This window comes from Streptomyces sp. NBC_00075, assembly GCF_045041225.1.
Lineage (GTDB): Bacteria > Actinomycetota > Actinomycetes > Streptomycetales > Streptomycetaceae > Streptomyces > Streptomyces adonidis.
In genome coordinates this window covers 10,072,355-10,086,088 of the sequence record NZ_CP108243.1, presented here as the reverse complement: position 1 = coordinate 10,086,088, position 13,734 = coordinate 10,072,355, and the positions used below count along the sequence as shown (strand labels likewise).

The 13,734-nt window shown below is 69.7% G+C and carries 13 protein-coding genes; 12 read left to right on the top strand and 1 reads right to left on the bottom strand.

Going from position 1 to position 13,734, the window contains the following annotated elements; genetic code table 11:
- The first annotated feature begins 108 nt into the window (after positions 1 to 108).
- From OG787_RS44095 to OG787_RS44040, 12 genes are all read left to right on the top strand, one after another.
- Positions 109 to 1,089, top strand: a complete 981-nt coding sequence (locus OG787_RS44095) for an NADPH:quinone reductase (RefSeq protein ID WP_405539055.1) — start codon at positions 109 to 111, stop codon at positions 1,087 to 1,089.
- A gap of 157 nt (positions 1,090 to 1,246) precedes the next feature.
- Positions 1,247 to 1,846: an acyltransferase gene (locus OG787_RS44090; protein WP_405539054.1), complete on the top strand. Its 600-nt coding sequence runs from the start codon at positions 1,247 to 1,249 to the stop codon at positions 1,844 to 1,846.
- Between the two features lie 275 nt (positions 1,847 to 2,121).
- Entirely contained in the window at positions 2,122 to 3,288 is a 1,167-nt protein-coding gene (locus tag OG787_RS44085) for a hypothetical protein (protein WP_405539053.1), read from the top strand.
- Positions 3,285 to 4,055: a WecB/TagA/CpsF family glycosyltransferase gene (locus OG787_RS44080; RefSeq protein ID WP_369029968.1), complete on the top strand. Its 771-nt coding sequence runs from the start codon at positions 3,285 to 3,287 to the stop codon at positions 4,053 to 4,055. Before OG787_RS44085 ends, OG787_RS44080 begins: the two co-directional genes overlap by 4 nt.
- Entirely contained in the window at positions 4,055 to 5,314 is a 1,260-nt protein-coding gene (locus OG787_RS44075) for a nucleotide sugar dehydrogenase (RefSeq protein ID WP_369029969.1), read from the top strand. Before OG787_RS44080 ends, OG787_RS44075 begins: the two co-directional genes overlap by 1 nt.
- Before the next feature lie 3 nt (positions 5,315 to 5,317).
- Positions 5,318 to 6,448: a non-hydrolyzing UDP-N-acetylglucosamine 2-epimerase gene (wecB, locus tag OG787_RS44070; RefSeq protein WP_405539052.1), complete on the top strand. Its 1,131-nt coding sequence runs from the start codon at positions 5,318 to 5,320 to the stop codon at positions 6,446 to 6,448.
- A 66-nt stretch (positions 6,449 to 6,514) separates the two neighbouring features.
- On the top strand, positions 6,515 to 7,378 hold the full coding sequence (locus OG787_RS44065; protein ID WP_405539051.1) for a chain length determinant protein: 864 nt from the start codon (positions 6,515 to 6,517) through the stop codon (positions 7,376 to 7,378).
- On the top strand, positions 7,341 to 8,882 hold the full coding sequence (locus tag OG787_RS44060) for an oligosaccharide flippase family protein (RefSeq protein ID WP_369029972.1): 1,542 nt from the start codon (positions 7,341 to 7,343) through the stop codon (positions 8,880 to 8,882). The genes OG787_RS44065 and OG787_RS44060 overlap by 38 nt, the downstream gene beginning before the upstream one ends.
- A 5-nt stretch (positions 8,883 to 8,887) precedes the next feature.
- A complete protein-coding gene (locus OG787_RS44055) occupies positions 8,888 to 10,009 on the top strand; it encodes a hypothetical protein (RefSeq protein ID WP_405539050.1) in 1,122 nt (373 codons plus the stop codon).
- Positions 10,006 to 10,815 (top strand): glycosyltransferase family 2 protein, encoded by an 810-nt coding sequence (locus OG787_RS44050; protein WP_405539049.1) that lies wholly within the window; start codon positions 10,006 to 10,008, stop codon positions 10,813 to 10,815. Before OG787_RS44055 ends, OG787_RS44050 begins: the two co-directional genes overlap by 4 nt.
- A 48-nt stretch (positions 10,816 to 10,863) precedes the next feature.
- Entirely contained in the window at positions 10,864 to 11,541 is a 678-nt protein-coding gene (locus OG787_RS44045) for a class I SAM-dependent methyltransferase (RefSeq protein WP_369029975.1), read from the top strand.
- Positions 11,535 to 12,521 (top strand): class I SAM-dependent methyltransferase, encoded by a 987-nt coding sequence (locus OG787_RS44040; RefSeq protein ID WP_369029976.1) that lies wholly within the window; start codon positions 11,535 to 11,537, stop codon positions 12,519 to 12,521. Before OG787_RS44045 ends, OG787_RS44040 begins: the two co-directional genes overlap by 7 nt.
- A gap of 87 nt (positions 12,522 to 12,608) precedes the next feature.
- Here OG787_RS44040 and OG787_RS44035 read toward each other — a convergent pair whose 3' ends face one another.
- Positions 12,609 to 13,712: an acyltransferase family protein gene (locus OG787_RS44035; RefSeq protein ID WP_405539048.1), complete on the bottom strand. Its 1,104-nt coding sequence runs from the start codon at positions 13,710 to 13,712 to the stop codon at positions 12,609 to 12,611.
- Positions 13,713 to 13,734: the final 22 nt, after the last annotated feature.

The following is a 13,734-nucleotide window of genomic DNA, read 5'->3' as shown; positions in this document are numbered from 1 at the left end:
GGCGGCCACTCGACTGCCCCGAGCGTAGCGCTTGAAACTTAAAGATCCGATGTGTTTCTGTGTGCATTCCGTGAAGTAGTGCATCCACAGCTCTCCGGAGGTACGTCCATGCTCGCTTCCTGGTACGACGAACAGGGCCCCGCCGCCGACGTCCTGCACGTCGGCGAACTCCCCGACCCCGAGCCCGGCCCCGGCGAGGTCCGCGTCCGCGTGACCGTCTCCGGCGTCAACCCCGGCGACACCAAGAAGCGGCGCGGCTGGCTCGGCTCCTCGATGCCCTACCCCCGCGTGATCCCGCACAGCGACGCCGCCGGAGTCGTCGACAGAGTCGGTGACGGGGTCGACGCCCGCCGCGTGGGGCAGCGGGTCTGGGTGTACGGCGCCCAGTCCTACCGCGCGTCCGGCACCGCCGCCCAGTACACCGTCGTACCCGACCACCAGGCCGTCCCGCTGCCCGACCACCTCGGCGACGAACTCGGCGCGAGCCTCGGCATCCCCGGAATCACCGCCCACCGCGCGGTGTTCGCCGACGGCCCGGTCGACGGGCGGCTCGTCCTCGTGCACGGAGTGCTCGGCGGCGTCGGCTCACTCGCCGCCCAACTCGCCCGCTGGGGCGGAGCCGCTGTCATCGGCACCGTCCGCCGCACCGGCGACCTGGACCGCGTGGACCCGGCGGTCGTCTCCCACGCCGTCGCCCTGGACGCCGCCGACCCGGCCGCGGACATCCGCGCCCACGCACCCGGCGGCGTGCACCGCGTGGTCGAGGTGTCCCTGTCCACCAACGCCGACCTCGACAACGCCGTCACCGCACCCGACGCGGTCATCGCCGCGTACGGCACCCACGCCGACCGCACCGAACTCCCCTTCTGGCCAATGCTGTTCAACAACATCACCCTGCGCCTGCTCGGCAGCGACGACTTCCCCACCGATGCCAGACGGCAGGCCGCCCGTGACCTCACGGCGGCGGCAGCGGTCGGCGCACTCACCGTCGACATCGGCGACCGCTACCCACTCACCGACATCGCCAAGGCCCACGAACGGGTCGACGCGGGCGGACGGGGCCGAGTGCTGATCACCGTCGCCAACTGACAGGCAGCAAACGTTCACATTTGAGCCCTCCCGCACCCGAGTTCGGCATACATATGGTGATCTCGTGAACGCGCCTTTGTCGTCCCCACGGGACTCCACGGACTCCAGGGACTCCACGGATCTCGACGAGTCCCGACGAACAGAAGGGTTCAACCAGGTGAGCTTCAGAGTCCAGCCGACCGCTCAGGTCGACGAGGCGGCCACGGTCGGCGACGGAACGACGGTCTGGGATCTGGCCCAGATCCGGGAGGACGCCCGGCTGGGCACCGGATGCATCATCGGCCGTGGTGCGTATGTCGGCCCGGGAGTGCGGATCGGCGACAACGTGAAGCTTCAGAACTATGCACTCGTGTACGAACCCGCGGTACTGGAGGACGGGGTGTTCGTCGGCCCGGCGGCGGTCCTCACCAACGACTACTTCCCCCGATCGGTCGACCCCCAGGGCAAGTTGAAGCGCGGCGACGACTGGACAGCCGTGGCGGTGGTGGTCGCCGAGGGGGCGTCGCTGGGGGCCCGTTCGGTGTGCGTGGCGCCGGTGCGCGTCGGACGATGGGCGCTGGTCGCGGCGGGTGCCGTGGTGACCAAGGACGTGCCGGACTTCGCGCTCGTGGCCGGTGTTCCGGCGCGCCGGATCGGCTGGGTCGGCCGGGCCGGCGTACGGCTGGTCGAACGGGACGGCGAGCCGGGCGTGTGGGAGTGCCCCGAGACAGGTGGGCTGTTCGACGAGAAGGACGGCCAACTCATCGAGCGCGCATGACGCCTCTTTCCCATGTTTCCCACAAAACGCAAATCTTCGAACATCCTCAGGCATAACATGTGTGCGAACTATGCAGACCTAGCACAATGAGCACACGAAACCAGTGCCCAGGGGGGGTTACCGGGTAGGGACAGCTGTGCCTGAAGCGAGGAGCCAGGACCGCTCCGACGCGTGATGTCTGATGTCTGCCTTCCGCCGTGCGGCCCTTGGCGCCGCGGCGATCACCAGGCTGTTCAAAAGCAGAGGACCCACAGGGGGGTTGGTGTGCCCAAACGATGACCACAACACGTCTGGCGGCGCTCGGTCGTGACGAGCCGCCGCTGCTCCCGCTCGCCCAACGGCTGCTCGCCGTCGCCGAGTCGGGGCTCCCGTCGATGCTCCTCCCCGGCGGCGAGGGCTTCGTCTTCACCATGTCCGGGCGGCAAATCCCGGACGGCTCCTGGACGTTGGAGCGGCGCGGGACCAGCACCCGGTACGCGGCCATCACCGTGCTGGGCGCCCGCTTTCTGCCCGAGGACCGGCAACGCGCGGTGCTCGGCGGGCACACGGCGCAGGAGTTCACAGGTCTGCTCGTCGAGTCGCTGCCCGCGGTGACCAACCTCGGTGACGCGGCGCTCATCGCCTGGGCCGCCGCCGAGACCGAGCACCCCAAACTCTCCGACGCCCTCGCCCGGGTCGACGCCCTGGACGAGGAGGGCCGGCCGCAGTACACGGTGGAGGCGGCCTGGGTGCTGTCGGCCCTCGCGGCGGCTCGCAGCACGGTCGACGTGGAGAGACGTTTCACCGCAGCTCGGGACCGGCTGCTGAAAGCCCGGATCGGCGACAGCCCGCTGTTCCCGCACGCCACCGGACCCGGTCTGGTGCCCTGGTACCGGGCGCATGTGAGCTGCTTCGCCGACCAGACGTACCCGCTCCAGGCCCTGGCCCGCGCACACGCCAGCGACGAACAGGGCGGCGACCCCGAGGCGTTGGCCGCGTCCGAGGCCTGTGCGGCGCGCATCTGCGAGCTCCAGGGCGACGGCGGGCAGTGGTGGTGGCACTACGACGCGCGCACCGGCGGTGTCGTGGAGGGCTACCCGGTCTACAGCGTCCACCAGCACGCGATGGCGCCGACCGCCCTGTTCGACCTGACCGACGCGGGCGGCAGCGACTTCGGCGCGGCCATCCGCAAGGGCCTGCGCTGGATGACCGACGTACCCGAACTGGCCGCCGGTCACGAGGAGTCGATGATCCGCGAGGAACTCGGCGTCACCTGGCGCAAGGTCTACCGGGGCGACCCGAAGAAGGCCGTACGCGCCGCCCGGGGACTCGGCACCCGGGTCGCTCCGAACCTCCGGCTGAAGTCCCTGGACCGGGTGTACCGCCCCCTCTCCGTGGACCGCGAATGCCGTCCGTACGAGTTCGGTTGGATGCTCCACGCCTGGCAGGGGGGACGGATATGAGCGAGCGCCAGACTCTGTTCGGGGTCGAGCTGGACCCGCTGACCATGGACGAGACCGTCGAGCACTGCCTCCGAGCGGTGCGCGACGACAGGCAGTTGGAGATCGGCGTCGTCAACGCCGCCAAGCTGGTGAACATGCGGCGGGACCCGCGCCTCGCGGACGCCGTGTCCGGCTGTGACCTCGTCCTCGCCGACGGACAGGCCGTGGTCTGGGCGAGCCGGATCCTGCGTGCCCCGCTGCCGGAACGGGTGGCCGGTATCGACCTGTTCCTGCGGCTCCTGGCCGAGGCGGAGTCGGCGGGCATGTCGGTGTACTTCCTCGGCGCCAAGGAGGAGGTGCTGGAGGAGATGCTGCGCCGGGTGGCCGACCGCTTCCCCGGGCTGAAGGTGGCGGGCAGCCGCAACGGCTACTTCGAGGACTCCCAGCAGGAGGCCATCGCGGGCGATATCGCGGACAGCGGCGCCCAGATGCTCTTCCTTGGCATGACCTCGCCGAAAAAGGAGATCTTCACCGCCGCGTACGGCGCCCGCACCGGCGCCCGTGTCGTCCACGGCGTCGGCGGCTCCTTCGACATCCTCGCCGGGATCACCAAACGGGCCCCCGAGTCCTGGCAGCGGTGGGGCGTCGAGTGGCTCTACCGCGCGCTCCAGGAACCGCGCCGCCTCGGCCGCCGCTACCTCACCACCAACGCGGCCTTCGTCCTCATGACGGCGCGGGAGCTGATCCGGCTCACCCCGTCGCCCGCTTCCGCGAACAGGAGCAACTGATGCGCGTCGTCGTGGTCGGACAGGGATACGTCGGCCTGCCGCTGGCCATCCGCGCCGCCGAGGTCGGACACGAGGTGATCGGATACGACGTCGACTCCCGGCGGGTCAAGAGCCTCGCCGCCGGTGAGTCCTTCGTCGAGGACGTCTCCTCCGAGCGGATCCGGGCGGCACTGGACGCCGGCTCGTACCGCCCGAGCGAGTCGGCGCGCGACTGCGGCGGTTTCGACATCGCCGTGGTGACCGTGCCGACTCCGCTGCACGAGGGCACTCCCGACCTCCGTTACATCAAGGAGTCGGCGGTCACCCTGGCCCGCTATCTGCGCCCCGGGGCCACGGTCGTCCTGGAGTCGACCACGTATCCCGGTACGACGCAGGAGCTGTTCGCGCCGATCCTGGAGGACGGTTCGGGTCTCGCCGCGGGCACCGACTTCCACCTCGGGTACAGCCCGGAGCGGATCGACCCCGGGAACGCCGTCTGGGGTTTCAAGGAGACCCCGAAGGTCGTCTCCGGGGTAAATGAGGCGTCCCTGAAGGCCGTTCAGGACTTCTACGCCCAACTCGTCGACACCACAGTGCCGGTGAGTTCGCCGAAGGAGGCCGAACTCGCCAAGCTGTTGGAGAACACCTTCCGGCATGTGAACATCGCGCTGGTCAACGAGATCGCGATGTTCGCGCACCATCTGGACATCGACGTCTGGCAGGCCATCGACGCCGCCTCCACCAAGCCGTTCGGCTTCATGAGGTTCACGCCCGGTCCGGGCGTCGGCGGCCACTGCCTGCCGATCGACCCCTCGTACCTGTCGTGGCGGGTGCAGCGCGAACTCGGCCAGAGCTTCCGGTTCGTGGAGCTGGCCAACGACATCAACAACCACATGCCCGAGTACGTGGCCAGACGCATCAGCGACCTGTTCAACGAGAGACGCAGGTCCGTGAACGGCTCGCGCATCCTGCTGCTCGGTCTGGCGTACAAGAAGAACACCGGTGACGCCCGCGAGTCGCCCGCCCTGCGCATCGCCCAACTCCTGCTCGACATGGGCGCCCAGGTCAGGGCGGCCGACCCGCACGTCGTCGAGAGCCTGCCCGTGGACACGCGGTTGGTGCGGGTCGAACCGGTGCCGGAGGAGCTGGCCGCCGCCGATGTGGTGGTCCTGCTCACCGACCACGACAGCTTCGACTACGAACTCGTCGCCGAACACGCCCCCTTCGTCCTCGACTGCCGTCGCCGGCTGTCGTCGGGCTCCACTGTCGAGGTGCTCTGACCCATGCGAGTCGTCTGCGTCGCCGGGGCCCGCCCCAACTACATGAAGATCAAGCCGGTGATGGACGCCCTGGAACGCCGGGGCGCCGAGGTGGTCCTCGTCCACACCGGTCAGCACTACGACCCGGCCATGAACGACGTGTTCTTCGCCGACCTCGGGATCCGTCCGCCCGACCGCTTCCTCGGGGTCGGTTCCGGCTCCCACGCCGAGCAGACCGGACGTGTGATGACCGCGTTCGAGCCGCTGCTCGGCGAGGTGGCGCCGGACATCGTCGTCGTGGTCGGCGACATCAACTCCACGCTGGCCTGCGCCCTGGTCACCGCCAAGGCGGGGCCGCTGCTCGCCCATGTCGAGGCCGGGCTGCGCAGCCGTGACTGGAGCATGCCGGAGGAGGTCAACCGCGTCGCCACCGACCGGGTCAGCGACTATCTGCTGGCCCCCTCCCCCGACGCCGCCGAGAACCTGCGCGCGGAGGGCTACCGGGAGGACCAGATCCACCTGGTCGGCAACGTCATGATCGACACGCTGCTCGCCAATCTGGAGCGGGCCAGGGCCTCGGACGTCCTGGCCGAACACGCCCTGACCAAGGGCGAGTACGGCCTGGTCACCCTCCACCGGCCCGCCAATGTGGACGACCCCGAAGTCCTCTCCGGGCTCCTCAAGGCCCTGGGCGAGATCGCCGGCCGCCTCCCGCTCGTACTGCCCGTGCATCCGCGCGCGGCGGACAAGCTGGCCGAGATCGGTGTCCCCGGCGGCATCAGGCTCGTACCGCCCGCCGGATACCTGGACTTCATCGCGCTCCAGGACTCCGCCCGCGTCGTGCTGACCGACTCCGGCGGCATCCAGGAGGAGACCACCGCGCTGGGTGTGCCGTGCGTGACCTTGCGGGACAACACCGAGCGGCCCATCACCGTCGAGCAGGGCACCAATGTGCTGGCCGGGCGGGATCCGGAGCGGATCGTCGCCACCGTGAACCGGGTGCTGGACGATCCGCCCGCGCCGCGCAGGCCCGAGCTGTGGGACGGCCGGGCGAGCGACCGCATTGCCGATGTGCTGGTGGCGGGGGGCACGGCGAGCACCCGGCCGAGACCGACCGACCAGCCGAGACCCGAGGACCGAACGTTCCCCATATGATCCGCTTGAAATACACGCTCGTCGAACGTTTGATCACAGAACGTTTGATCGCAAGGGGGGACCGCCATGGATCTCGCTGAGATCTTCCGGGTCATGCGCAGGCGCTGGTACGTCCTGCTGCCCGGACTGCTGCTGACCGGCGGTCTGATCGCCGCCGTGGTGCTGTTGGTCCCGGTCACCTACCAGTCGCAGAGCACGGTGGTCCTTCTCAACTCCGAGAAGGCCACCCGTGCCTACGACGGCAACCCCTTCCTCAGCACCCAGACCTCGCTCACCGGCATGGCCGACAGCCTGGCCCGCAATCTCAACTCCGATGTCTCCGTCCGGGAGCTCAAGTCCCGTGGTGCCACCGGCACGTTCGAGGCCAAGCTCGCCGACAACGCCCAGGGGCCGCTGATGTGGCTCACCGTCACAGGCACCGACAAGTCCGCCGTCCTGGCCTCGGACCGCATCCTGACGACGTACGCGAAGGACCGGCTGGAGCAGTTCCAGGAGCAGCAGTCGGTCGCCCCGCAGGCCATGATCCGGCTGACGACGATCGTGGCCCCGCAGCCGCCGGTGGCGCAGACGAAGACCCGGCTCCAGTACATGATCATGGCCGGGGGGCTGGGCCTGGTGCTGAGTCTGGTCGCCGTCTTCTATGTGGAGGCGCGCCGCCGGTCGCATCCGCAGGAGCCCGAACAGCCGGCCGAAGCCACCGAACCGGCGACCGACTCCCCGGCCCCCGCGGCCCGGTCGTCGGACGAGGAGTCGGTCGCGGAACAGACGATCGCTCTGCGCACACCGCCCGCCTGGGCCCGGTCCGCCAACAGACCTGCCAAGGAGCCGAAGGCGGAGCGGCCCGCCATGGTCACGGCGCCCGCAGCCGAGCCGCTCGACGAGGAGCCGACCAGTGGACAGCGTTCGCACACCGGACAGCGGGACCGCTGAGCCGGGCGACACCCCCGCTCCTCCGGCTCCTGTCTCCCCCGGCCTCGGCAAGAAGGTCCGTTCGGCGGCCCGCTGGAGCCTGATCAACACCGTCGTGATGCGCCTGGGCACCTTCGCGACCGGCATCCTGCTGGCGCGCTTCGCCCTCGGACCGGCGGAGTGGGGCGTCTACGGCATCGCCCAGACCGTGCTGCTGGTCCTGCTGTCCGCGAACGAACTGGGCGTGGGCCTGGCCATCGTGCGCTGGGAGGGCGACGCACGGCGGTTCGCGCCGACCGTGCTGACCCTCAGCACCCTCTCCAGCGGCCTGCTGTACGTGGCGCTGTTCGCGGCGGCACCGACACTGGCGGAACTGCTCGGCTCGCCGGACGCCACGGGCGTACTGCGGGTGATGTGCCTGTGCGTGCTGATCGACGGGGTGGCACAGGTGCCCGCCAACTTCCTCACCCGGGAGTTCGCCCAGGGCAGGCGGATGGTCATCGACGGGCTCAACTTCGTGGTCAGCACCTCTCTGACGCTGCTGCTGGCCTTCGAGGGCTGGGGCGCGATGAGCTTCGCCGTGGGAGCCGTGGCGGGCAACGTCGTGACACTGATCGGCTGCGCGCTGGCGGCGCCGGGCACCCTGAAGTTCGGCTGGAACCCCGAGCAGGCCCGGGCGCTGCTCCGGTTCGGGCTTCCGCTGGCGGGGGCGAGCATGCTGGCGCTCGGGGTGGTCAACGTCGACACCATGGTCGTGGGCGCGACTCTGGGCAACGTCGCTCTGGGCTTCTACGTGCTGGCCTTCAACATCTCCGGCTGGCCCGTGCGGATCATCTCCGAGGCCGCCCGCCGAGTCTCCTTCGCCGGCTTCTCCCGGCTGGCCGAGTCACCGCAAGCGCTCGCCCAGGGCTTCAGCCGCGCCCTGGGTGTGGTGATCACCGCGACCGTTCCGCTGTGCGTCCTGCTGGCCTGTCTCGCGGAGCCCGCCGTCGAGCTGATCTACGGGAGCAAGTGGGCGCCCGCCGCCGCGGCACTGCCCTGGCTGATGGTCCTCGGGCTGATCCGCATCGGCAGCGAACTCGCCTACGACTGTCTGGTCGCGATCGGACAGCGCCGGTCGCTCTTCCTGGTGCAGGGCCTGTGGCTGGTGGCCCTGATCCCGGTGCTCCTCGTCGCCGCCCGTCTGGACGGCATCGTCGGAGTCTCACAGGCCCATGTCCTGGTCGCGGGCGGCCTGGTGGTGCCCGTGTTCCTGGTCGCCCTCAGCCGCGGCGGCATCGGTGTCGGGCGGGTCGCCAAGGCCTGTGCGTGGCCCTTCCTCGGCGGGGCCGTGATGGCCGCCGTCATCCTCGGCCTACAGCGGCCCCTCGGCGACGGCCGACTCGCTCTGGTCGCCATCAGCACGATCGCCCTGGCCGCGTACGCACTGTGCGTACTGCCCAGCCGCGACTTCCTGCGCGGCGTCGGCCGCGACGACCGGCCCCCACACGGCCGGTACCGGTCCTCCCAACAGGACATGAGGTGAACCTGATGTCACGGCGCATCAGCCGCAACTCGTTCACGGGTCTGCTGCTCGCGGCCCTGCTGGCGGTCCTGGGCGCAGCCTGCTCGGGAACGGACGACCGGTCCACGTCGGCGGACCGTACGAGAGGGCCCTCGCCGTCACCCAGCTCCGGTCCATCGACGGCACCCGGCGAGGAGGCAGAGAGCCCCACCACCTCGCCGACCCCGACGGCGAAGCCCACGGTGACGCAGAAGCCCACCCCGACGCCGAAGCCCACGGCGACAGCAACCTCCGGCGGGGCGCCCGAAACGCCCGTGGCAAGGAGCAACTGCGCCTCTCCCGGCGACTGCGGCTTCCCCGACGCCGGCAGCACCGGTCCACGGATCGCCCTCAAGCCCAAGAAGGCCGGGTACTGGGCGGTCCGTACCGACGGGCTCGTCATCCGGGGCCAGGACATCACCGGGTCGCTCGACATCTACGCGGACAACGTCACCGTCATCGACTCGAAGATCACCTCGGACAACTGGTGGGGCATCAACCTCCGCCCCGGCTACAGCGGTCTGAAGGTCCTGCACTCGGAGATCACGGCCGTGCCGGGCAAGGGACCGGACAACGGCGGCGTGGACTACGCGGTGTCGAACATGGGGACCAGCTCCATCGAGGTCGGCTGGTGCGACGTCTCGGTGTTCGGCGACGCCCTGGCCATGGGCCAGGGAAATCTGCACGACAACTACGTGCACGACCTCGCCCCCTTCATCAACCTGGGCGGCGAGTGGCAGCACACCAACACCGTGATCAGCGGCGGCGGCAACACCGGCCATCTGATCATCCGCCACAACACCCTGCTGAACCCGACCAGCCTCAAGCAGGGCGCCTCGGGGAGCATCGGTCTGTTCGCGGACACCGGGGTGGTCCGCAACGTCACCGTGGAGAACAACTGGATAGCGGGCGGCGCGTACGCCCTCTACGGCGGCAGCACCGGCGCCACCGGGATCAGGGTCACCGACAACATCTTCTCCACGGAGTACCACCCCGCCTCCGGCGGATACGGCGTGGTCGCCCACTGGAACGCGGGCGGCGCCGGAAACGTGTGGCGCGACAACCGGATGTCCGACGGCAGGTTGATCCAGCCGGAGCCGTCGTCGTGAGCGGGGTCGTGCGGCGTGTCGCACGGGCGCCCTGGTCGCTGCTCAAGGCGGTGTTCGGCTGGCTGGTGCTCTTCGAGGCCAGGAACAAGGTCCTGCTGGCCCCCACCGCGGTGCGGCTGCGCCGGATCGAGGACGCCGAGACCCGACGGCTGGCCGTCGGCCCGGCGTCGCCGCCCTCGGCGCTGGTCGCCACGGTGATCGCCACCCACCGTCGTCCCGAGGCGCTGCGTGCCGCGGTGCGCTCGGCGCTGGACCAGACCGTTCGCGACCAGGTCGTGATCGTGGTCGACGACGGCGCCGGACTGCCCGAACTCCCCGACGACCCAAGGCTGTTCGCGGTCTCACTGACGCGCAACACCGGCGTGGCGGGGGTCGTGCGCAACGTGGGGATCCGCCTCAGCCGCTCACGATATGTGGCGTTCCTGGACGACGACAATCTGTGGGAATCCGACCATCTGGAACGGGCGTTGGCGGTCCTGGAGCCCCCCGACGGGCCCGACGGCGTCTACACGGCGCTGCGCCGCGTCCTGCCCGACGGCAGCGAGAAGGACATCCTGTCGGTGCCCTACGACCGGCGCAGGGCCGCCCGCGAGTCCTTCCTGGACACCAACGCCTTTGTCGCCCGCCGCAATCGCTCTCTGCGCTTCAGCCGGCTGCGCCGGACACCGGAGGTGATGCCCCGCGAGGACTGGGAGCTGATCCACCGCTACGGACGTCGGTACCGGGTGCTCCATGTGCCGCACCCCACCGTCCGGTACCTGATGAACCCGGCCAGCTTCTACACGCAATGGGGGCAGCCCAGTTGAGGCCCTCCCCCTCCTCCGATTCCGTTCCGACCACAGGTGGTTGATCCCATGCCCCGCTCCCGCGCCCTCAGGAACAAGTTCGTCGACGCTCCCGGCTCGCTGGGCGAACGCATGCGCGTCGCCCGCTGGGAGCGGTTCCGGCGCTGTTTCCCCGGCATCGAGAACATGAGCGTCGTGGACCTGGGCGGTACGGCCGAGATGTGGCTGCGCGCTCCGGTGCGCGCCAAGCACGTCCACCTGATCAACCTGGAGGCGCATCCCGCCGAACTGCCCGGCTGGATCACGGCGGAGAACGCCGATGTCACCGACCCGGAGGTCGCCGCCGAACTGAGCGCCAAGGGCGGCTACGACATGGTGTTCTCCAACTCGACCATCGAGCACGTGGGCGGCCACAGCCAGCGGCAGAGGTTCGTCGCCGCCGTCGAGCAACTGGCCCCGCTGCACTGGATCCAGACGCCGTACCGCTACTTCCCCGTCGAGCCGCACTTCGTGGCCCCCGGCTTCCAGTTCCTGCCTCTGGCTGCCAGGGCCCGCCTCGTACGGCGCTGGCCGCTTGTCCACAGTCGCCCCGACAGCCCGGAGTCGGCGATGAACGCGGTGATCAACATCGAGCTGCTGACCCGCACCGAGATGCGTTACCTGTTCCCCGGATCCGTGCTTCTCAGTGAGCGCGTGCTCGGTGCCCCGAAGTCACTCATAGCCGTAAGAACGGAGCCCGCATGCTGAACAACCTCGTCAACAGACATGACGCGGACCGACTCCTGCGCAAGGTGCGGAAGCTGGACCTGGATCCGGTGCTGGCCAAGCTTCGGGTGCGCGGCGGTGCGCGGGTGGTCCAGCACTGGTCGCAGGTCGACCCGTCGCTGACCGAGTGGTGGGCGATTCCGTCGGTCATCAAGCGGTGGAACCTGCTGATGACCGGCGACGCGGACACGTCCTTTCCCGAGTACGTGGCCGCCAAGCACTTCGCTCCGCGCACCGATCTGCGTGGCCTGTCGCTCGGGTGCGGCACCGGCGGCAACGAGTTGCTCTGGGCGAAGACCGGCGCGTTCGGTCTGCTGGAGGGCGTGGACGTGGCGCAGCAGCGGATCGACTTCGCGACCCGTGCCGCCGCCGAGAACGGTCTCGCCGATGTCCTGCGGTTCAGCGTCACCGACGTCAACCGGATGGCGGCCGACGGGCAACGCTTCGACGTGCTGCTGGGCCTCCAGTCGCTGCACCACTTCGACAACCTCGACGAGACGTTGCCCCGGCTCTCCCAACTGATCGAGCCCGGCGGGACGTTCGTGGTCGACGAGTTCGTCGGGCCCACCAGGTTCCAGTGGACCGACGCACAACTGGACGCGGCGAACGCGCTGTTGGCCCAGTTGCCGGAGGCGCGGCGTCGGCTGGCCGACGGGCGGATCAAGCGGCGGGTCGTGCGGCCGAGCAGGATGTCGATGGTGCTGGACGATCCGTCGGAGGCGGTGGACGCGGCGGCGCTGCTGCCGGGGCTGCGGCGCGAGTTCGACGTCGTCGAGGAGCGGCCGTACGGGGGGACGGTGCTGCACATCGCGTTCTCGGGGATCGCGCACAACTTCCGTGACCAGGAGCGGGAGACGCTGGCGCTGCTGGAACGGTGCTTTGCGGCGGAGGACGCGGCCCTCCCGGACGTGGGGCACGACTTCGTCGCCATGGTCTGCCGACCGCGCGGCGCGGGTTCGTAGTGTTTCGTCCGGTTCCGGTTCTGCTTCTGACGCCGTCGGCTCGGCCCCGTCCCGGAGACGAGTTCTCAGGGACGGGGCCGATCCGCGTCAGGGGCGCGTTCTCCTGCGTCCGAGTCGCCGCATCGCAGGCATCTCGACGAACCGGTGCATGAGCCCCGCGAGCGCCACTGAGAGAGCGAGCGCTCCGACGGTGAGCGCCCACGCCGTTGCCGGCGCCGAACCCTGAGCGTCGAGACCCCGCATCAGATCCACGATCACCGACTGATGGATCAGGTAGAAGGCGAACGAGATCTCTCCCAGCCACACCGCCGTACGGCTCCGCCACACACTCCGCCTCCCCTCGACGTCGGCGACAGCCACGGCGGGGATGAGCAGTGCGAACGGGATCACGGTGACGGCCGAAGTCGCCGCGTCCGGCGGGAAGTACGGTGTCACGGCATACGCGACGACGAGAAGTGCCGCGACGGACCACACGGGAATCCGCGGCCAACGCCCGCTCTTCACGACGAGCGCCATCAGAATCCCCACCACGAACTCGAGCAGGCGGACCGGCGGGAAGATGTAGACGAACCAGTAGTGCCGCTCGGCAGGCAGAAGCGTCGCCACCACGGGTACCGCGAACACGGCCACCACGCACGCCGCGGCGCTCGCCCACAGCCTCTCCGGACGGATGCGTCTCAACACGGGCAGCAGCACCGGGAAGAGGGCGTAGAAGAACGCCTCGCACGCGAGCGACCAACTGACCGAGTTCGCACCGAAGTAGATGTCCGGGTCCGGCCACCACGCCTGAACGAGCCCCAGGTTCGTCGCTCCGACGAGGAGCCCGACGGCGTGGCCGGTCGCGTACAGCCCGACGACGGAGATGACGAAGGCCACGACGTAGTTCGGGTAGATCTTCGCCGCTCGACGCCGCCAGAAGGCGCGAGTGGTGTCTCCCGGCCGTGCCGACCAGGTCAGGACGAAACCACTGAGGACAAAGAAGAACGAGACGCCTACGGCTCCGGCACCCGCCGCGCGAGCGAACGCGTGCTGCGTCGACGACGTGGCCAACAGCCCCGATATCGAGATGTGGAAGCAGAAGACGAGGAAGGCCGCGACGAACCGGAGCCCCGTCAGCGACGGGAGCCTCGATCCGTGGACCTGTGCTCCGACAGACCTGTCCGATGTGTCGTTGACCTCAACTGCGCTCATGAACCCCCCTGATGCGGCGAAG

Excerpts from the sequence above, each read along its gene's own strand:
- OG787_RS44095 (WP_405539055.1), top strand. The coding sequence starts at position 109 with ATGCTCGCTTCCTGGTACGACGAACAGGGCCCCGCCGCCGACGTCCTG.
- OG787_RS44085 (WP_405539053.1), top strand. The coding sequence starts at position 2,122 with ATGACCACAACACGTCTGGCGGCGCTCGGTCGTGACGAGCCGCCGCTG.
- OG787_RS44080 (WP_369029968.1), top strand. The coding sequence starts at position 3,285 with ATGAGCGAGCGCCAGACTCTGTTCGGGGTCGAGCTGGACCCGCTGACC.
- OG787_RS44075 (WP_369029969.1), top strand. The coding sequence starts at position 4,055 with ATGCGCGTCGTCGTGGTCGGACAGGGATACGTCGGCCTGCCGCTGGCC.
- wecB (WP_405539052.1), top strand. The coding sequence starts at position 5,318 with ATGCGAGTCGTCTGCGTCGCCGGGGCCCGCCCCAACTACATGAAGATC.
- OG787_RS44065 (WP_405539051.1), top strand. The coding sequence starts at position 6,515 with ATGGATCTCGCTGAGATCTTCCGGGTCATGCGCAGGCGCTGGTACGTC.
- OG787_RS44055 (WP_405539050.1), top strand. The coding sequence starts at position 8,888 with ATGTCACGGCGCATCAGCCGCAACTCGTTCACGGGTCTGCTGCTCGCG.
- OG787_RS44045 (WP_369029975.1), top strand. The coding sequence starts at position 10,864 with ATGCCCCGCTCCCGCGCCCTCAGGAACAAGTTCGTCGACGCTCCCGGC.
- OG787_RS44040 (WP_369029976.1), top strand. The coding sequence starts at position 11,535 with ATGCTGAACAACCTCGTCAACAGACATGACGCGGACCGACTCCTGCGC.
- OG787_RS44035 (WP_405539048.1), bottom strand. The coding sequence starts at position 13,712 with ATGAGCGCAGTTGAGGTCAACGACACATCGGACAGGTCTGTCGGAGCA.